General features: G+C 73.8%; 14 protein-coding genes. 4 read left to right on the forward strand and 10 right to left on the reverse strand.

The features are described from left to right. The first annotated feature begins 54 nt into the window (after window positions 1-54). Window positions 55-1,179, forward strand: a complete 1,125-nt coding sequence (locus KIN34_RS08820) for a GuaB3 family IMP dehydrogenase-related protein (RefSeq protein ID WP_214349381.1) — start codon at window positions 55-57, stop codon at window positions 1,177-1,179. Window positions 1,180-1,183: 4 nt separating this feature from the next. On the opposite strand, the gene KIN34_RS08825 is transcribed toward KIN34_RS08820, so the two are convergent. The 5 genes from KIN34_RS08825 to KIN34_RS08845 form a co-directional block, all read right to left on the reverse strand. After that, on the reverse strand, window positions 1,184-1,720 hold the full coding sequence (locus KIN34_RS08825; RefSeq protein WP_214349384.1) for a PH domain-containing protein: 537 nt from the start codon (window positions 1,718-1,720) through the stop codon (window positions 1,184-1,186). 131 nt (window positions 1,721-1,851) lie between these two features. Continuing rightward, on the reverse strand, window positions 1,852-2,724 hold the full coding sequence (locus tag KIN34_RS08830) for an ABC transporter ATP-binding protein (protein WP_307858151.1): 873 nt from the start codon (window positions 2,722-2,724) through the stop codon (window positions 1,852-1,854). Next, window positions 2,721-3,785 carry a FecCD family ABC transporter permease gene (locus KIN34_RS08835; RefSeq protein WP_214349387.1) on the reverse strand — a complete coding sequence of 355 codons (1,065 nt, stop codon included), beginning with the start codon at window positions 3,783-3,785 and terminating at the stop codon, window positions 2,721-2,723. Before KIN34_RS08835 ends, KIN34_RS08830 begins: the two co-directional genes overlap by 4 nt. Further along, entirely contained in the window at window positions 3,782-4,837 is a 1,056-nt protein-coding gene (locus tag KIN34_RS08840; RefSeq protein WP_214349390.1) for a FecCD family ABC transporter permease, read from the reverse strand. Before KIN34_RS08840 ends, KIN34_RS08835 begins: the two co-directional genes overlap by 4 nt. Next, window positions 4,837-5,898, reverse strand: a complete 1,062-nt coding sequence (locus tag KIN34_RS08845) for an iron-siderophore ABC transporter substrate-binding protein (RefSeq protein ID WP_214349393.1) — start codon at window positions 5,896-5,898, stop codon at window positions 4,837-4,839. The genes KIN34_RS08840 and KIN34_RS08845 overlap by 1 nt, the downstream gene beginning before the upstream one ends. Before the next feature lie 137 nt (window positions 5,899-6,035). Here KIN34_RS08845 and KIN34_RS08850 point away from each other — a divergent pair, with 137 nt between their 5' ends. Beyond that, entirely contained in the window at window positions 6,036-7,691 is a 1,656-nt protein-coding gene (locus KIN34_RS08850) for a succinic semialdehyde dehydrogenase (protein WP_214349395.1), read from the forward strand. A 6-nt stretch (window positions 7,692-7,697) separates the two neighbouring features. On the opposite strand, the gene KIN34_RS08855 is transcribed toward KIN34_RS08850, so the two are convergent. The 3 genes from KIN34_RS08855 to KIN34_RS08865 all read right to left on the reverse strand — a co-directional run bounded on the left by KIN34_RS08855 (window position 7,698) and on the right by KIN34_RS08865 (window position 13,581). Beyond that, window positions 7,698-8,915, reverse strand: a complete 1,218-nt coding sequence (locus tag KIN34_RS08855; protein ID WP_214349398.1) for an acetate/propionate family kinase — start codon at window positions 8,913-8,915, stop codon at window positions 7,698-7,700. Beyond that, the gene (gene pta, locus KIN34_RS08860; RefSeq protein WP_214349401.1) at window positions 8,912-10,996 is read right to left on the reverse strand and encodes a phosphate acetyltransferase; all 2,085 of its coding nucleotides are present in this window, start codon (window positions 10,994-10,996) and stop codon (window positions 8,912-8,914) included. Before pta ends, KIN34_RS08855 begins: the two co-directional genes overlap by 4 nt. 101 nt (window positions 10,997-11,097) lie before the next feature. Beyond that, window positions 11,098-13,581 carry a phosphoketolase family protein gene (locus KIN34_RS08865; RefSeq protein ID WP_214349403.1) on the reverse strand — a complete coding sequence of 828 codons (2,484 nt, stop codon included), beginning with the start codon at window positions 13,579-13,581 and terminating at the stop codon, window positions 11,098-11,100. Window positions 13,582-13,859: 278 nt separating this feature from the next. Here KIN34_RS08865 and KIN34_RS08870 point away from each other — a divergent pair, with 278 nt between their 5' ends. Further along, window positions 13,860-14,756, forward strand: a complete 897-nt coding sequence (locus KIN34_RS08870) for an SURF1 family protein (RefSeq protein ID WP_307858152.1) — start codon at window positions 13,860-13,862, stop codon at window positions 14,754-14,756. Between the two features lie 94 nt (window positions 14,757-14,850). Continuing rightward, window positions 14,851-15,264, forward strand: a complete 414-nt coding sequence (locus tag KIN34_RS08875; RefSeq protein ID WP_214349405.1) for a hypothetical protein — start codon at window positions 14,851-14,853, stop codon at window positions 15,262-15,264. Window positions 15,265-15,333: 69 nt separating this feature from the next. Here KIN34_RS08875 and KIN34_RS08880 read toward each other — a convergent pair whose 3' ends face one another. Beyond that, window positions 15,334-17,070 (reverse strand): ABC transporter ATP-binding protein, encoded by a 1,737-nt coding sequence (locus KIN34_RS08880; protein WP_214349407.1) that lies wholly within the window; start codon window positions 17,068-17,070, stop codon window positions 15,334-15,336. After that, window positions 17,067-18,941 carry an ABC transporter transmembrane domain-containing protein gene (locus KIN34_RS08885; protein ID WP_214349409.1) on the reverse strand — a complete coding sequence of 625 codons (1,875 nt, stop codon included), beginning with the start codon at window positions 18,939-18,941 and terminating at the stop codon, window positions 17,067-17,069. Before KIN34_RS08885 ends, KIN34_RS08880 begins: the two co-directional genes overlap by 4 nt. Window positions 18,942-19,018: the final 77 nt, after the last annotated feature.

A 19,018-nucleotide genomic window follows, 5' to 3' on the forward strand; every position in this document is an offset into this window, starting at 1 on the left:
GCTGACATCAGGGCGCTGACACGAGCGCGCAGGCGTCGCCGGTAGGCTCGTCGGGTGAGCAACGAGATCGAGATCGGACGCGGCAAGCGCGGGCGTCGCGCGTACTCCTTCGACGACATCGCGATCGTCCCGTCGCGCCGCACGCGGGACCCGCAGGACGTCTCGGTCGGCTGGCAGATCGACGCGTACCACTTCGACCTCCCGGTGCTCGCCGCCCCGATGGACTCGGTCATGAGCCCGGCCACCGCCGTCGCGCTCGGCCGGCTCGGCGGCCTCGGCGTGCTCGACCTCGAGGGCCTGTGGACGCGCTACGAGGACCCGACGCAGCACCTCTCGGAGATCGCGACGCTCGACGCGGCGCGCGCCACGGCGCGGATGCAGGAGATCTACGCGGCGCCGATCCAGCCCGAGCTCATCGCCGCGCGGCTGCAGGAGATCCGGGCCGCCGGGGTCACCGTCGCCGGCGCGCTCTCCCCGCAGCGCACGCAGGAGCACTGGCGCACGGTCGTGGACGCCGGCGTCGACCTGTTCGTCATCCGCGGCACCACGGTGTCCGCCGAGCACGTCTCGGGCAACGCCGAGCCGCTCAACCTCAAGCGCTTCATCTACGAGCTCGACGTGCCGGTGATCGTCGGCGGCGCGTCCACCTACACCGCCGCGCTGCACCTCATGCGCACGGGTGCCGCGGGCGTGCTCGTCGGGTTCGGCGGGGGCGCCGCGCACACCACCCGGGTCTCGCTGGGCATCCACGCGCCCATGGCGACGGCCGTCGCGGACGTCGCCGCCGCTCGTCGGGACTACCTCGACGAGTCCGGCGGCCGGTACGTGCACGTCATCGCGGACGGCGGCGTCGGCCGCTCGGGCGACCTCGTCAAGGCCGTCGCGTGCGGGGCGGACGCCGTGATGCTCGGGGCGGCGCTCGCGCGCGCGACCGAGGCGCCCGGCCGCGGCTTCCACTGGGGCCCCGAGGCGCACCACCCGCACCTGCCGCGCGGCGAGCGCGTGGAGGTCGGCACGGCCGGCACGCTCGAGCAGATCCTGTTCGGACCGGGCCACACCGCGGACGGCACGCTCAACACGATCGGCGCGCTGCGCCGCGCCATGGCGACCACCGGCTACTCGGACCTCAAGGAGTTCCAGCGCGTCGAGGTCGTCGTCTCGCCGTACCAGCCCCGCTGACCGCTCAGCGGGGCTGCGGGGGGACCGTCGGGTCGTCGTCGTCCCCGTCGAGGGTGTCGTCGAGCTCGGCGTAGAGGAGCGCGTGCACCTTCTCGACGCCCGGGATGTCGTCGAACTCGAGCGGGTCGTCGGACGCGGACTCGATGATCAGCGTCCCGGTCCGCAGCACGCGGTCGACCAGGCCGTGCCGGAACTGGACCGAGTTGATCCGCCGCACCGGGATGTCGATGCCGGACCGTGTGACGACGCCCTCGCGGAACATCACGCGCCGGTCGGTGATGACGAAGTGCGTGGTGCGCCAGCTGACGAAGCGCACCAGGAACAGCACGACGACCGCCAGCCACACGACGCCCAGCGCGATCTGCAGCGGTGTGCGGGCGCCCCCGACGGAGTCGCTGCCGCCCGCCCAGACGGCGCCCCACGAGCACAGCCCGGTGACGACGAGCAGGAGGAGCCCGGGCCCGAGCAGCGCCTTGATGTGCGGGTGCTTGTGCACGACCACGCGCTCGTTCTCGGTCAGGACGTCCTGGGGGTAGCCCACGGCTCACCTCGTCGTTCGGTCGGTTCCTCGGCGTCGCCGGGGGGCGTGCCCGCCTCCGGAGGCAGCATGCCACCTCGCGGCGCCGCCGTGGCCGGTTCCCGGCCGGCCGTTCGGCGCGGCTCGGGCGGGGGCTACAGCGTCTGGTACGCCGCGTCGGACGTCGCGAGGGTGCTGGTGCGGCGCGTGCCGTCCGACGAGTGGTGCCGCCCGACGGGCACGACGAGGGGCGTTCCGGACACGGGGTCGGGCACCACCTGGGACGCCATCCGGAACACCTCCTGCACGAGCTCCGGCGTCACCACGTCGACGGGGCGCCCCTGCGCGACGAGCCGTCCCTCGCGCAGCGCGACCAGGTGGTCGGTGTAGCGGGCCGCGAGGTTGAGGTCGTGCAGGACCATGACGATCGTGGTGCCGCGCGTGCGGTTGAGGTCGGTGAGCAGGTCGAGCACCTCGACCTGGTGGGCGACGTCGAGGAACGTCGTGGGCTCGTCGAGCAGCAGGACGTCGGTCTGCTGCGCGAGCGCCATGGCGATCCAGACGCGCTGGCGCTGCCCGCCGGACAGCTCGTCGACGGGCCGGTCGGCCAGGTCGAGCGTGTCGGTCGCGACGAGCGCCTCCTCGACCGCGGCGTCGTCGTCCGCCGTCCACCGGCGGAACCAGCCCTGGTGCGGGTACCGGCCCCGCCCGACGAGGTCCGCCACGGCGATGCCCTCGGGGCTCACGGGGGTCTGGGGCAGCAGGCCCAGCACGGTCGCGACCTGGCGCGACGGCAGGTCGTCGATCGGCGTGCCGTCGAGCAGGACGCGTCCGGCCTTGACCTTCAGGAGCCGCGCCATCGCGCGCAGCAGGGTCGACTTCCCGCACGCGTTGGCGCCGACGATCGTCGTGATCTTCCCCGTCGGCACCTCGAGCGTCATGTCGTGCACGACGACGCGCTCGTCGTACCCGATGGTCGCCGACTCGACGGCGAGGGTGTGCACCGTGGTGCCGGTCGGGGTGCTCACAGGCTTCCTCCGGAACGGTTGGTCCTGGCCAGCAGCCAGAGCAGGTAGGGGGCGCCGAGGACGCCGGTGACCACGCCCACCGGGAAGCGTGTCACGAGCAGCTGCTGCCCGACGAGGTCGCCGCCCACCACGAGCACGGCGCCGACGAGCGCGGCGGGGACGAGCAGCGACCCGGTGCCGCGCACCAGGCGGTGGGCGATCGGCCCGGACAGGAACGCGACGAACGCGATCGGCCCGGCCGCCGCCGTCCCCACGGCGATGAGCGCGACGCCCACGACGAGGAGCGCGAGCCGCGAGCGGTCGGGCGCGACGCCGAGCGACGCCGACGCGTCGTCCCCGAGCTGCAGGGCCGTCAGCCGCCGGGAGAGCACCAGGAGCGCCGGGACCAGGACGGCCATCGCGAGCGCGAGCGGGCCGACGACGGGCCAGAACGCCTGGCTCAGGCTGCCCGTGAGCCAGCGCAGCGCGGTGTTGACGTCGTACACCGACGAGCGGGTCAGCGCGTACGCCACGACGGAGTCGAGCATCGCGCCCACCGCGATGCCGATGAGGATGAGCCGCGCGCCGTGCACGCCCTGGCGCCAGGACAGCGCGTAGATGGTGCCCGCGACGACGACCCCCGCGACGATCGCGATGCCCGACAGCGCGAGCCCGCTCACCCCGAACATCGTGATCGCGACGACGGCCGCGGCGCTCGCGCCCGCGCTGATCCCGATGATGTCGGGGCTCGCGAGCACGTTGCGCAGCATCGTCTGGAACACGACGCCGCCCATGCCGAACGCGATCCCGACGAGCACCCCGGTCAGCACGCGCGGCAGGCGCAGCGTCGAGACGGTGAACGACGCGCCCGGCACCTGCTCGCCGAGCAGGACGCGCAGGACCTCGGCGGGCGTGTACGAGCGCTCGCCCACGCAGAGCGTGAGCACGACGAGGCCGAGGACGACGAGCGTGAGGACCGCGACCACGAGGCGCCAGCGCCGGGTCCGGGCGCGGCGGCCCGCGGCGACCAGCGCGCCGGGTGCGCCCGGGCCGGCGGCGGCGCGGTCGAGGACGGCGGTCACAGCTCACGCACCTTCTGCCGGCGGATGATCGCGATGAAGACCGGCGCACCGAGGATCGCGGTCACGATCCCGACCTCGAGCTCTTGCGGCCGGACCACGACCCGGCCGACGACGTCGGCGACCAGGAGCAGCGCGGCGCCGAGCGCGGCCGCGTAGGGCAGGACCCAGCGGTGGCTCGGGCCGGTCAGGCTGCGCGCGAGGTGGGGCATGACGAGGCCGATGAAGCCGATCGGTCCCGCGAGCGCGACGGCGGTGCCGCACAGGAGCACGGCCGCCAGGCCGCCGAGCGCCCGGATCGTGCCGGTGCGCTGCCCCAGGCCGACCGCGACGTCCTCGCCGAGCGACAGCGCGTCGAGCCCGCGCGCGCACGCGACCGCGAGCACGGCTCCCACCAGCAGCAGCGGGGCGACCTGGGCGAGCTGGCCCAGGTCGGCGCGGCCCAGCGAGCCGACCTGCCAGAACCGGAAGGTGTCGAGCACGTCGGTGCGGGTGAGCAGCACCATCGACACCAGCGAGCTCACGGCGGCCGTGGTCGCAGCCCCCGCGAGCGCGAGCTTGAGCGGCGTCGCCCCCTCGCGGCCGAGCGAGCCGATGCCGTAGACCAGCAGCGACGTGACGGCTGCTCCGAGGATCGCGAGCCACACGTAGCCCGCGAGGGTCGAGATGCCGAGCCAGCCGATCCCGATCACGACCGCGAGCGACGAGCCGGAGCTGATGCCGAGCAGGCCCGGATCGGCCAGCGGGTTGCGCGTCAGGCCCTGCAGCAGCGCGCCCGCCACGCCCAGCGCGGCGCCGACGACGAGGCCCAGGACCGTGCGCGGCACCCGTGACTGCACCGCGGCCTGGTCGATCGAGCCCGGGTCGGGGTGCGTCAGGCCGGCGAGCACGTCGGACCAGCCGACCACGCGCGACCCGAGCGCGAGCGAGGCCAGCACCGCGAGCGCGACGAGGGCCAGGCACACGACGAGCCCGACCGTCCGCCGACGCCGCAGCGACGCCGGCCGCCCCGCGACGGGGACGGCCGGCGACGGTGCCGGGACGGTGACGGTCATCAGACCTTCTTCGCCGCCGCCTCGAACAGGTCGAGGTAGTCGTCGAGCGCCCACGGCACCGACAGCACGGTCGGGCCGGACGTCGCGGCGGACAGAGGGCCGTCGTTCGGGAGGACGACGACCGAGCCGCGCTCGACCGCCGGGACCTTCGACCACAGCGGGTCGGCCTGGAGCGTCGCGACCGTCGTGTCGTCGCCGTACAGCGCGAGGACGTCGACGTCGGCCAGCGCGTCGGCGTTCTCGGCCGAGACGTCGACGAAGAACTGGTCGCTGTCGCCCGCCAGGTCCACGACGGAGTCGGCGGTGTGCATCCCGAGGTCGTCCATGAGCTGCACGCGCGCGTCGAGCGGGGCGTACAGCGAGATCTTGCTGAGGTTGGTCGGGTCGATCCACCCGTAGGCGACGGACTTCCCCTCGATGTCCGGGCGCGCGGCGAGGCCGTCGGCGATCGTCGCCTCCACCTCGTCGATCTTCGCCTGCGCCTGGTCCTCGAGGCCGAGCGCCTCACCGTCGATCAGGGCCATGTCGCGCCAGCTCGTGCCCCACGCGTACTTCGGGTAGGAGACGGTCGGCGCGATCTGGGAGAGCGTCGTCCACTCCTCCTCCGTGAGGCCGGAGTACGCCGCGAGCACCACGTCGGGCTCGGTGTTGCTGACGGCCTCGAGGTCCAGGCTGGTCGACTCGTCGAACAGGACCGGGAGCGTGTCGTCCGTGACACCGAGGGCGTCGAGCGCCTCGCGCGTCCACGGGAGCACGCCGTCGGTGTCGTCGTCGCCGTAGGTGGCCTTCTGCATGCCGACCGGGACCACGCCGAGCGCGATCGCGACGTCGTGGTTCCCCCACGCCACGGTGGCGACGCGCTCGGGCTGCGCCTCGATCGTCGTCTCGCCGAACGTGTTGGCGATCGTCACGGGGAACTGGCCGGCGGCGGCGGACGTGGTGCCACCGGTGGGCGTCGTCGCGCCCTCGTCGGTGCCGTCGGAGGCGCAGGCGGTCAGCGCGAGCGCGGCGGCCAGCGCGACGGCGGCGGCCCGGAAGGGGCGCAGGGAAGCGGAGCGCATGAGGGTCCTCACGTGAAGGGGAGCGTCACTCTCGTCATGCCTGATTAGGCGAGCCTCACCTTAATCCCGAAGAGCGGCGCGCTCCAAGGTCGCGCGCGTCACACCGGTCCGCCAGGCCGCGCGCGTACCCTGGCGCCATGTCGCAGGATCACGGTCCGCAGGACGGCCAGCACGGTTCCGCCGAGCTCTTCGACCCGGAGACCGACCCGCTCGCCACGTACGTGCTGGAGCCCGACGACGTCGCGACGCTGCTGCGTCGGGTGGTCTCGTCGCCGGGCGCCGCGACCCACCTGTCGCACGCGCCCTTCACCGGTGCGCCCATCGCCGCCGTGCCGCTGTCCACGCCCGACGACGTGGCGCGTGCGGCCCGTCGCGCGCGGGCGGCGCAGCGGCTGTGGGCCGCGCGCCCCCTGCGCGAGCGCACCGCGGTGCTGTCCCGCGTGCACGACCTGGTGCTCGAGCAGCAGTCGGACGTGCTGGACCTGATCCAGCTCGAGACCGGCAAGGCGCGTGCCTCGGCGTTCGAGGAGGTCGCCGACATCGCGCTCGTCGCCCGTCACTACGCCTCCCGTGCGCGGCGCTACCTCGCACCCCGGCGGGTCCCGGGCGTGGTGCCCGGCCTCACGAGCACGCGGGTGCTGCGCCACCCGGTCGGCGTCGTCGGCATCGTCGCGCCGTGGAACTTCCCGCTGACCCTGACGCTCGGCGACGTCCTGCCCGCGCTCGTCGCCGGCAACGCGGTGCTGCTGCGGCCGGACCCGCAGACCGCGCTGACCGCGCTGTGGGCGGCCGAGCTGCTCGAGGACGCGGGGCTGCCGCCGGGCGTGCTGCAGGTCGTGGTGGGCGACGGCCCGACCGTCGGCGGCGCGGTCGTCGAGCACAGCGACCACGTCAGCTTCACCGGCTCGACCCGCACGGGCCGCGCGGTCGCCGCGAACGCGGGCGAGCGCCTGGTGCCCGCGACGCTCGAGCTCGGCGGGAAGAACGCCATGTACGTCGCCGACGACGTGGACGTCGACACCGCGGCCGAGGGCGCCGTGCGCGCGTGCTTCGTCGGCAGCGGGCAGGTCTGCGTGAGCATCGAGCGGGTCTACGTCCACCGCGACGTGGCCGACGAGTTCGCCGAGGCGTTCGCGGAGCGCGCCCGCGCGCTGCGCCTGGGCGCCGGGCTCGACTACCGCGCCGACGTCGGGTCGCTCACGTCGGCCGCCCAGCTCGCGACCGTCGTCGAGCACGTCGAGGACGCGATCGGGCACGGCGCGCGGGTGCTGGCCGGGGGAGTGCACCGCACCGACGTCGGCCCCTGGTTCTACGAGCCGACGATCCTGGCCGACGTCCCGCCGCAGGCGCGCCTGTTCCGCGAGGAGACGTTCGGGCCTGTCGTGTCGCTGTACCCCGTCGCCTCCGACGACGAGGCCGTCGCGGCCATGAACGACACGGAGTTCGGCCTCAACGCGAGCATCTGGACGGCGGACACCCGCCGCGGGGCGGCCCTGGCGCGCCGGGTGCACGCGGGCACCGTCAACGTGAACGAGGGCTACGTCGCCGCCTGGGGCTCGGTCGGGGCGCCGCAGGGCGGCTGGGGCGCGTCGGGCATCGGCGTGCGGCACGGCCGCGAGGGCCTGTGGGAGACGACGAGGCTGCAGACGGTGGCCGTGCAGCGCGGCGCCCACGGCGGCCCGCTCGGCCTGCCGCCGCTCGGGCTGCGCCGGCTCTACGAGCTGGGCCCCGAGGTCTGGCCCACGGTGTACACCGAGCTGCTGCGGGCCATGAAGGCGGCGCGCCTGCCGTAGCGGCGGTCAGGCCCCGACGACGGCGACCGCCTGGCGCGCGATCGCCAGCTCCTCGTTCGTCGGGAACACGACGACGGTCGTGGCGGCTCCGTCCGGCGAGATGACCGTGGGCTCCTTCTTGCGGCCCGCGTTGCGCTCCGGGTCGACCTCGATGCCCAGCCGCTCCAGCCCGGCCAGCGACAGCGCCCGGACCACGTCGTCGTTCTCGCCGACGCCCGCGGTGAACGCGATGACGTCGACGCCGCCCAGGACGGCGGCGTACGCGCCGACGTACTTCTTGATCCGGTGGGTGTAGACGTCGATCGCGACGCGGGCGGCCTCGACGCCCTCGTCCACCAGCCGGTGCACCTCGCGCAGGTCGTTCTCGCCCGTGAGCCCCTTCAGGCCCGAGCGGCGGTTGAGCAGGTCGTCGACCTCGTCGACGGACATGCCCGCGTTCCGCATGAGGTGGAAGGTGACGGCGGGGTCGATGTCGCCGGTGCGGGTGCCCATGACCAGCCCCTCGAGCGGCGTCAGCCCCATCGACGTGTCGACCGCCCGGCCGCCCTGGACCGCCGACGCCGAGGCGCCGTTGCCCAGGTGGAGCACGATCGTCGACGTCTGCTCGACGGGACGTCCCAGGTACGCCGCGACCTCGTGCGACACGTACTGGTGCGACGTGCCGTGCGCGCCGTAGCGCCGCACGTGGTGCCGCGCGGCCACCTCGCGGTCGATCGCGTACGTCGCCGCCGCGGCGGGCAGGTGGTGGAAGAAGGCCGTGTCGAACACCGCGACGTGCGGCACGTCCGGCAGCAGCTCGCGCGCCACGCGGATGCCGGTGAGGTTCGGCGGGTTGTGCAGCGGGGCGAGCGGGGAGAGCTCGTCGATCTGGCGCTCCACCTCGGCGTCGACGAGCACCGGGCCGTCGAAGACCGGGCCGCCCTGCACCACGCGGTGACCGACGGCGATCACCTGCGCCGCGGACAGGTCCGGCCCCACCTCGTCGAACAGCCCGAGCACGATGCGCAGGCCCTCGCCGTGGTCCGCGACGGGCAGCTCGCGCTCCGTCGTCGTGCCCCCGGCGACGTGCTTGACCGCGCCCGTCTCCTCGCCGATCCGCTCGACGAGCCCCGAGGCGATCGCGTCGCCTCCCGCCGGGTCGACGAGCTGGTACTTGATCGACGACGAGCCCGAGTTGACGACGAGGACCGTGCCCTGGCTGCGTGCGGTCGTGCTGGTGCTCATGCGTGCCCTTCCTCCGCGGCCGCGAGGGCCTGCGCCTGGATCGCGGTGATCGCGACGGTGTTGACGATGTCCTGCACGAGCGCTCCGCGCGACAGGTCGTTGACCGGCTTGCGCAGCCCCTGCAGGACCGGGCCGATCGCCACCGCGCCGGCGGACCGCTGCACCGCCTTGTACGTGTTGTTGCCCGTGTTGAGGTCGGGGAAGACGAACACGGTCGCGCGTCCCGCCACCGCGGAGTCGGGCAGCTTGGTCTTCGCGACCGAGGCGTCCACCGCCGCGTCGTACTGGATCGGCCCCTCGACCGACAGGTCGGGGCGGCGCTCGCGGACCAGCGCGGTGGCGGCGCGGACCTTGTCGACGTCGGCCCCGGAGCCGGACTCGCCCGTGGAGTAGGACAGCATCGCGATGCGCGGCTCGATGCCGAACTGCACCGCGGTCGCGGCGGAGGAGATCGCGATGTCGGCGAGCTGCTCGGCCGTCGGGTCGGGGATCACCGCGCAGTCGGCGTAGACGAGCACCCGGTCCTCGAGGCACATGAGGAACGCGCTCGAGACGTTGTCCACGCCCGGCGCGGTCTTGATGATCTCGAAGCTGGGCTTGATCGTGTGCGCCGTGGTGTGCAGCGCGCCCGAGACCATGCCGTCGGCGAGCCCGAGGTGCACCATCATCGTGCCGAAGTAGGACACCGACGGCACGATCTCCTTGGCCCGCTCGGCCGTCATGCCCTTGTGCGCGCGCAGGCGGGCGTACTCGGGGGCGAACCGGTCGACGTACGCCGGGTCGTGCGGGTCGATGACCTGCGCGCCGTCGAGCGCGAGCCCGAGCTCGGCGGAGCGGGCCCGGATCGCGGCTTCGTCGCCCAGGATCGTCAGGTCGGCGACGCCGCGCTCCAGGAGCGTGGACGCCGCGCGCAGGATCCGGTCGTCGTTGCCCTCGGGCAGGACGATGCGTCGGCGGTCCGACCGCGCGCGGTCGAGCAGCCCGTACTCGAACATCAGCGGGGTCACCACGTCGGGCTGGGCGACGTCCAGCGCCGCGAGCAGGGCGTGGCCGTCCACGTGCCGCTCGAACAGCGCCAGCGCGAGGTCGACCTTGCGCTGCGAGTCCGCGGTGAGGCGGCCGCGCGTGGAGGCGACGGTGCTCGCGGTGCGGAACGTGCCCAGGTCGGTCGCGATGATCGGCAGCTTGCTGCCGAGGCCGTCGACCAGGCGCTGGATCGTCTTCGCGGGCCGGAACCCGCCGTTGAGGATGATGCCCGCGAGCGTCGGGAAGCCGTCGGCCTGGTGCGCGAGCAGCAGCCCGAGCAGGATGTCGGCGCGGTCGCCGGGCGTCATGATGACCGCCCCGTCGGAGAGGCGACCGAGCAGGTGCTCGATCTCCATCGCGCCCACGAGCATGTCGAGCACCTCGCGGCCCAGCAGCTCGGGGTCGCCGGAGATGAGCGTGCCGCCGACGGCGTCGCTGAGCTGCCGCAGCGTCGGCGCGGACAGCAGCGGGTTCTCCGGCAGGGCCCAGGCGGGCTTCTCGGTGCTCTGGAGCAGCCGGCGGACGACGTCGACCGACTGCGTCGCGCACCGGTTCGCGACGATGGCCGCGACGTGCGCGTGGTTCGCGGCGAGCTCGCCGACGGACACCTCGACGACCTGCTCGATGTCCGCGGGCGTGCGGCGGTTGCCGTTCACGACGAGCACGACGGGCGCGCCCAGGTTGGCGGCGATCCGCGCGTTGAACGCCAGCTCGGTCGGTGACGTCACGTCGGTGTAGTCCGTGCCGACCACGACGACCGCGTCGCACTGGCGCTCGACCGCGTGGAAGCGCGCGACGATCTGCGAGAGCGCGGCCTCGGGGTCCGCATGCACCTTGTCGTACGTCGTCCCGACGCACTCGTCGTACGGGAGGTCGACGCCGTCGTGCTCGAGCAGGAGCTCGAGGACGAAGTCGCGCTGCTCGGTCGAGCGGGCGACGGGACGGAACACCCCCACGCGCTGCACGGTGCGGGCGAGGAGGTCGACCAGCCCCAGGGCGACCGTCGACTTGCCGGTGTCCCCCTCGGGGGAGGCGACGTAGATGCTGCTGGCCACGGTGGGCTCGCTCCAGTCCTGCTGCTCGGTGGTGGTCGTGCTGGTGCTGGTGGGGCGGACCGGGACACGACCGGTCGCAGCCCGCCCCACCGGGCGTGCTGCTACTCGTTGTCCCCGCCGGTCGCGGCGGTCGCGTCGACCTGGCCGCTGTCCGCCAGGTCCTGCGCGTCCGGCCAGACCCAGTCCCGCACCTCGGGGATGTCGTCCCCGTGCTCGCGGGTGTACTCGCGGGCACGGATCCGGGCGTCGACCATCTCCTGGCGCAGGCCGGCGTAGGCCGTGCCGAGGCTCTCGACCCGGTCGATCACGTCGATCACCAGGTGGTACCGGTCGAGGTCGTTGAGCATGACCATGTCGAACGGCGTCGTCGTGGTGCCCTCCTCCTTGTACCCGCGCACGTGGATGTTGGCGTGGCCGCGGCGGCGGTAGGTGAGGCGGTGGATCAGCCACGGGTAGCCGTGGTACGCGAAGATCACCGGCCGGTCGGCGGTGAAGAGGCCGTCGAACTGCTTGTCCGACAGGCCGTGCGGGTGCTCCCGCTCGTCCTGCAGGCGCATGAGGTCGACGACGTTGATCACCCGGACCTTGAGGTCCGGGATCTCGCGGCGCAGGATGTCGGCGGCCGCCAGCACCTCGAGCGTCGGGACGTCGCCGGCCGCGGCGAGCACGACGTCCGGCTTCTCGCCGGCGACCTCGCTCCCGGCCCAGTCCCAGATGCCCAGGCCGCGCGTGCAGTGCGCCACGGCCTGCTCCATGGTCAGGAAGTTGGGCGCGGGCTGCTTGCCGGACACGACGACGTTGACGTACTGCCGGCTGCGCAGGCAGTGGTCGTACGTGCTCAGCAGGGTGTTGGCGTCCGGCGGCAGGTACACCCGCACGACCTCGGCCTTCTTGTTGACCACGTGGTCGATGAACCCGGGGTCCTGGTGGCTGAAGCCGTTGTGGTCCTGACGCCACACGTGGCTCGACAGCAGGTAGTTCAGGCTCGCGATCGGCCGGCGCCACGGGATGTCGTTGGTGACCTTGAGCCACTTGGCGTGCTGGTTGAACATCGAGTCGACGATGTGGATGAAGGCCTCGTAGCTGGTGAACAGGCCGTGCCGGCCGGTCAGCAGGTAGCCCTCGAGCCAGCCCTGGCACTGGTGCTCCGAGAGCATCTCCATCACGCGGCCCGCGCGCGACATGTGCTCGTCGACGTCCGGGCCGTAGAACTCCGCGTTCCACTGCTTGTCGGTGACCTCGAAGACCGCCTGGAGGCGGTTGGACGCGGTCTCGTCGGGACCGAAGATCCGGAAGTTGTCCGGGTTGCGGCGCACCACCTCGGTGAGGAAGTTCCCCAGGATGCGGGGCGCCTCCGCGAACGAGCCGCCCGGCGTGGGCACGTCCACCGCGAAGTCGCGGAAGTCCGGCAGCCGTAGGTCGCGCAGCAGCACCCCGCCGTTGGCGTGCGGGTTCGCGCTCATCCGCAGGTCGCCCGTCGGCGCGAGCGCACGGATGTCGGGGTCGAGCCCGCCGGTCGCGTCGAACAGCTCGCTGACCTGGTACGACTCGAGCCACTTCTCGAGCACCTCGAGGTGCTCCTCGGTGTCCCGGGCGTTGGCCAGGGGCACCTGGTGGGCGCGCCACGAGCCGGTGGTCTTCTTGCCGTCGATCTCGTCGGGACCCGTCCAGCCCTTCGGCGTGCGGAAGACGATCATCGGCCACAGCGGGCGCGAGACGTCGCCCGCCGCCGCGCGCGCCTTGATCTCGGCGATCTCGTCGAGCACCTCGTCGAGCATCGTCGCGAACCGGCGGTGCACCTCGACGTGCGACTCCTCGGGGTCGAACCCGCCGACGAACACGTGCGGCTTGTGGCCGTAGCCGTGCATGAGCGCGGTCAGCTCGTCGTCGCTGATGCGCGCCAGGACCGTCGGGTTCGCGATCTTGTAGCCGTTGAGGTGCAGGATCGGGAGCACCACGCCGTCCTGGGCGGGGTTGACGAACTTGTTGGAGTGCCAGCTCGTCGCGAGCGGTCCCGTCTCCGCCTCGCCGTCGCCGATCACGGTCGCGACGAGCAGGTCGGGGTTGTCGAAGGCCGCGCCGTAGGCGTGCGACAGCGCGTAGCCGAGCTCGCCGCCCTCGTGGATCGAGCCCGGCGTCTCCGGCGCCACGTGGCTGGGGATGCCACCGGGGAAGGAGAACTGCCGGAAGAGGCGACGCAGGCCCTCCTCGTCCTCCGTGATGTCCGAGTAGGTCTCGGAGTACGTGCCGTCCAGGTACGAGCTGGCGACCAGGCCGGGACCGCCGTGGCCGGGACCCGTGACGTAGATGGTGGACTGGCTCCGCTCGGCGACCGCGCGGTTCAGGTGCGCGTACAGGAAGTTCAGGCCGGGCGTGGTGCCCCAGTGCCCGAGCAGCCGCGGCTTGACGTGGTCGCGGGTCAGCGGCTCGCGCAGCAGCGGGTTGTCCAGCAGGTAGATCTGGCCCACCGACAGGTAGTTCGCCGCGCGCCACCAGCGGTCGATCCGGCGCAGCGTCTCGTCGTCCACCGACCCGCTGCCGGCCTGCCACGAGGTCGCCGTGGTCGCCTTGCTCGTCGTGCTCATGCGTCGCTCCCGAGAGGTCGTCCCGCGACCGCGTCGCGGGCAGTGTCGAACCAGCTCCAGCCAACCGTGCACCGCGCGTCCACCGTGGGACGTCCGGCCCAGGGCCGTTCGTGCGGCACCTGCCATACAACCCCATACGCGCACGTCGCGCAGGTGTGGCAGGCCTCCGACGAGGCGCGTCGGGCAGCGGTGTGACGTTCGTGACGTCCGCACCGGGGCGGGTCGCCGACGCCCGCCTGCCGCGCCTCGCGCGGCCGGCCGCGGGTTACCGTGGACGCGTGGTCGAGCGTCCCGCCGTGACGGAGCCGGCGGGTCCGCCGCCCGCCGGTGACGGGGCGTGGGCGCCCCGCCCGGAACGCGAGCCGACGACGCTGCTGCGCGCGGCCCTGCGGCCCCGCATGATCGGGCTGCTGCTGCTCCTGCTCTCGGCCGCGGCGGTCTGCGGGCTGCTCGGCGCGTGGCAGCTGGACCGCGCCGAGGTGCGGGGCCACGCGGCCCAGGAGCGGCACGAGGCCGAGCGCGCCGCCGCGCCGCCCGTGCCCCTGGCCGACGAGCTGGCGCCGCAGACGCCGTTCCGCGGCGAGCTCGTCGCGCGCAAGGTCGCCGTGACCGGGCACTACGAGGCGGCCGGTCAGCTGCTGGTCCCGGACCGCGTGCACGACGGCGTGACCGGCTACCTGGTGCTGACGCCGCTGCGCGTGGACGGATCCGGCGCCGCCGCGGGCGGCTCGACGACGGGCTCCGGAGCCGTCCTGCCCGTCGTGCGCGGTTGGGTGGCCGACCCGGCCGACGCCGGCACCCCGCCCGCGGGAGAGGTCGACGCGGTGGGCTACCTCCAGGCGTCGGAGCAGTCGGGCGACGGCGTGGAGGGGGGCCAGGTGACCGCGATCTCGTCGGCCGAGCTGGTCGGGGAGTGGGGCGGTCCCATCTACACGGGCTACCTCGTGCTCGTCTCGTCGGACCCCGCGCAGGACGACGCGCTCGTGCTCCTCGACCCGCCGAGCGTGCCCGGCGCCGGCCTGAACATCCAGAACCTGGCCTACGCGGCGCAGTGGTGGATCTTCGGCGGGTTCGCCGTGCTCCTGTGGTGGCGCATGGTCCGCGACGAGGCGCGTGGCGGTCACCCCGACCGGGTGGTCGCCGCGGGGCCGCCCCCTGCGGTGCCGCCCGGCTGACCGCGCTGCGCCGTAGCCAGCGCGGCCCCGTCCGGGTCACGATGCACCCGTGGCGTGCGACGGCAGGGCGCGCCGACGACCGACGGGAGACGACATGCTCGCTCAGGGCACCTACGACGCCGACTACGTCGCGGACTGCCGCGGCCAGGTGGACGCGGAGATCGCGGCGTTCGACAACGCGCGCTTCGACAGCGAGGCGGACGAGACCGGCATCGACGACCTCGAGGTCAGCTACTTCGGCGCCCTGGTCCTCGCGCTCGAGATGCGGTTCGTACACCGGCTGCGCGCGAACGAGGGCAAGGACGGCAACGCACTGAACGAGGTCCGGCTGGTCGCGCAGTCGATCATGTCGAACGGCGGGCGCCTGATCGACGACCCGAAGCTCCGCCTGGACCCCGCGACGAGCGTGCTGGGCCTGGCGCCGGGCGACGACATCGCGCTGCGGTACGACGACTTCGTGCGCCTCTCCCAGGCGTTCCTCGACGAGATCGAGGCGCGCTACACGTGACCCCGCCGACGGCCGGGTCGCCGGGCCGTCAGCGGGCCGCCGGCCGACCGTCGTCGGGCCGTCAGCGGGTCACGCGTCGTGCTGCCAGGAGTGCCACAGCGCCGCGTAGTCGCCGCCCGCCGCGACCAGCTCGTCGTGCGGTCCGATCTCCGTGATCCGGCCGCCGTCCACGACCGCCACGCGGTCCGCGTCGTGCGCCGTGTGCAGCCGGTGCGCGATCGCGACGACCGTCCGGCCGGCCAGGACGCCGTTCAGCGACCTCTCGAGGTGCCGTGCGGCGCGCGGGTCGAGCAGCGACGTCGCCTCGTCCAGCACCAGCGTGTGCGGGTCGAGCAGCACCAGCCGGGCCAGCGCGATCTGCTGCGCCTGCGCGGGCGTGAGCGGCGCGCCGCCCGAGCCGACCTCGGTCTCCAGCCCGTCCGGCAGGGCGGCGACCCAGCCCCAGGCGTCCACGGCCTCCAACGCACGACGCTGCGCCTCCGCGTCCGCCGCGGGGTCCGCGAGCCGCAGGTTGTCCGCGACCGTGCCGACGAACACGTGGTGCTCCTGCGTCACGAGCGCGACGTGGCGCCGCAGCTCGTCCAGGGGGAGGTCCACGAGCGGGACGCCGCCGACCGTCACCGTGCCACCCGTGGGCGGGTGGATGCCGGCGAGCATGCGGCCGAGCGTCGACTTGCCCGCACCCGACGGGCCGACCACCGCGAGCCGCTCGCCGGCGCGCAGCTCGAGGTCGATGCCGTGCAGCACGTCGTGTCCCTCGCGGTACGCGTACCGCAGGCCGCTCGTGGTGATGTCCTCGTCCGCGGGCTCGCCGGGACGCGCGTCGCGGTCCGGGTCGACCAGCTGCACACCGACGATGCGCGCGAGCGACGTCGCCGCCACCTGGATCTCGTCGACCCAGAAGATCAGCTCCCAGACGGGTCCGGCCACCTGGTACGCGTACATCACGATCGTCGCGACGACACCGATGGTCACCTGCCCCTGGGACGCCAGCCAGCCGCCCCAGACCAGCACGGCGACGGGCGCGACGGCGAACGCGAAGTCGACGCCCGGGAACAGCGCCGTGCGCAGGTTGAGGGTGACCCGCTCGGCGTCGAACGCCTCGGCCAGGTCCTCCTCCACCCGTGCCTCGCGGCGCCGGCCCATGCGCAGTGCGTCGACCGTCCGCGCGCCCTCGACCGACTCGGTGATCGAGCCGTTGAGGGTCGCGTAGGCGGCGGACTCCCGCTGGTACGCGGGCGTCGCGCGGCGCAGGTACCACCGCACGACCACGAGCATCACCGGCACGCCGACGAACATCGAGACCGCGACGAGCGGGGAGAGCACGAGCGACGCGACGACCGTGAGGCTGATCGTGACGACCGCGACGATCACGCGCGGCACGCCGAACCGCACGGCGTGCTGCAGCTTGTTCACGTCGTTCGTCGTGCGCGCGACCAGGTCACCGGTCCCCGCGCGCTCCACGGTGGACAGCGGCAGGGAGGTCACGGTCTCGATGAACTCCTCGCGCAGGTCCGCGAAGACCATCTCGCCGAAGAGCATGGAGCTGCGCTGCGCGTACCGGATCAGGACCGTCTGGGCGAGCACGGCGGCGGCGCCGAGGGCGACGAGCGTGTTGACGTAGCCCGTGGTGGTGCCGTCCGCGACCGCGTCGACCAGGCGCCCGAGCAGCCACGGGCCGGCCAGGCCCGCGACCGCGGCGAGCGTGTGCAGCACCGCGATGAGCGCGAGCGGCCGCCGGTGGGTGCGCAGCAGGCGCGCGGCGTAGGCCCGCACCGTCGCCGCGTCGGCGATGGGCAGCCTCATGACCGTCCTCCTCGGTTCTCGGGCGTGCTCGTCGCACGCTCCTGCAGCAGCTCGTCGAACGCCTCGTCGGCGATCGGGTCGTCGTCGGTCCCCGCCTCGTGCGGAGCCGGGACGCGTGGCACGCCGTCGGGCGGGGTCTCGTCGGTCAGGTCACGCTCGACCACCCGCCGGTAGGCGGCGCCCTCCGCGTCCTGGCGCGCCATGAGCTCGGCGTGCGTCCCGCGCGCGACGACGGTGCCGTCGACCAGCAGCTGCACGTCGTCGACGTGGTCGAGGACGAGCGGCGACGCCGTGACCACCAGGGTGGCGCGCCCGCGACGCGCGTCGGTCAGCCGGGCCGCGATCCGCGCCTCGGTGTGCGCGTCGACCGCGGAGGTCGGCTCGACGAGCAGCAGGATCTCCGGGTCGAGCAGCAGCGCCCGGGCGAGCGCGACGCGCTGGCGCTGGCCGCCCGAGAGCGACCGGCCCTTCTCGGGCAGCTCGCCCGCGAGCCCGTCGGGGACGGAGTCGAGCACGTCCTGCGCGTCGGCCAGCGCGATCGCGTGCAGCAGCCGCTCGGTGTCGCCCGGCCCGTGCACGTCCAGCTCCCCGGCCAGCGGACCGGAGAACAGGTGCGACGTCGCCTCGGCGAGCACGATGCGCTCCCGCACGGCCTGCTTGTCGAGGTCCGCCAGGAGCACGCCGCCCAGCCGCACCGGGGTGCCGGTCTCGGCCTCGTCGTCGAACCGCGCCATGCGCGTGGCGACCGCCGCCGACGCGTCGGGGTCCACGCAGACCAGCGCCGTGACCTGCCCCGGCGCCACGACCGTGCCGGTGGACTCGTCGACCAGCGGCACGCCCGCGGGCGGCGTCGGCTGCGTGGCCGGGCGCGCGCCCGTGGCGGGCACCACGCGGAGCACGTTGAGGACCTTGCCCGCGCCGACGTGGGCGCGCGTCGCCGACTGCACCATCATCGTCATCTGCTGCACCGGCCAGGACAGGAACGCCGCGAAGCCGTACGTCTGCACCAGCTGACCCGGCGTGATCTCGCCCGCGACGGCCAGGTGGGCGCCGTACCAGATGAGGACGACGACGAACCCGCCCGGCAGCAGCACCTGCAGCGCGTCCAGCCACGACTGCGTCACCGCCACGGCGACGCCCTTGCCCCGCACCAGCTGCGACTGCTCGCGGTAGCGCGCGGTGAACACGCCCTCCCCGCCGATCCCGCGCAGCACGCGCAGGCCCGAGACCGTGTCCGAGCCCAGCGTCGTCAGCCGGCCCGACGCCTCGCGCTGCGCCACCTGGCGGCGCTGCAGCGGCTTGACCAGCGCGCCGATGCACACCGCGACGGTCGGCAGGCCCAGGACGACGATGAGCCCGAGGGAGACCGACGTGCGCAGCATGACGTAGGCCGCGATGCCGTACGCCACGATCGACCCGACGAAGCGGGCGACGGTGTGGAAGATCTCGCCGATCCGCAGCGCGTCGTTCGCGACCGCGGAGACCACCTCGCCGGTGGGCAGCTCGGCGGTGATGGTGTGGCCCGAGCGCGCCACGCGGCGGCCGACGAGCTGGGACGCGGCGAACGACGCGCGCAGCCAGTTCTCGACGTCGTAGCGGTGGCCGATCGCACCCGCGGCCGCCGACAGCAGGCCGAGAGCCAGGAGCGCGCCGGCCGCGCGCCACAGGTCCGGGCCGAAGCCCTGCGCCAGGCCGGAGTCGATCGCGTAGCCGGTGAGGTAGGGCAGCGCGGCCTGGCAGGAGAACATCAGGATGCCCAGCAGCACGGCGACGGTGAGGATGCCCCACTGCTGACGTGCCTGCCACAGCAGGTACGCGACGGGCCCCGTCAGCGGCGGGGTGCCCGGGTCGGTCAGGGGGAGAGATCGCACGTCGGCAACGTTACGTGTCGGTACCGACACGGCTCGAACCGTTTTCCGGGCGCGGGGGCCGCCGCTGCGCGGGGGTG

The sequence above is a fragment of the Cellulomonas fulva genome, assembly GCF_018531375.1.
Lineage (GTDB): Bacteria > Actinomycetota > Actinomycetes > Actinomycetales > Cellulomonadaceae > Cellulomonas > Cellulomonas fulva.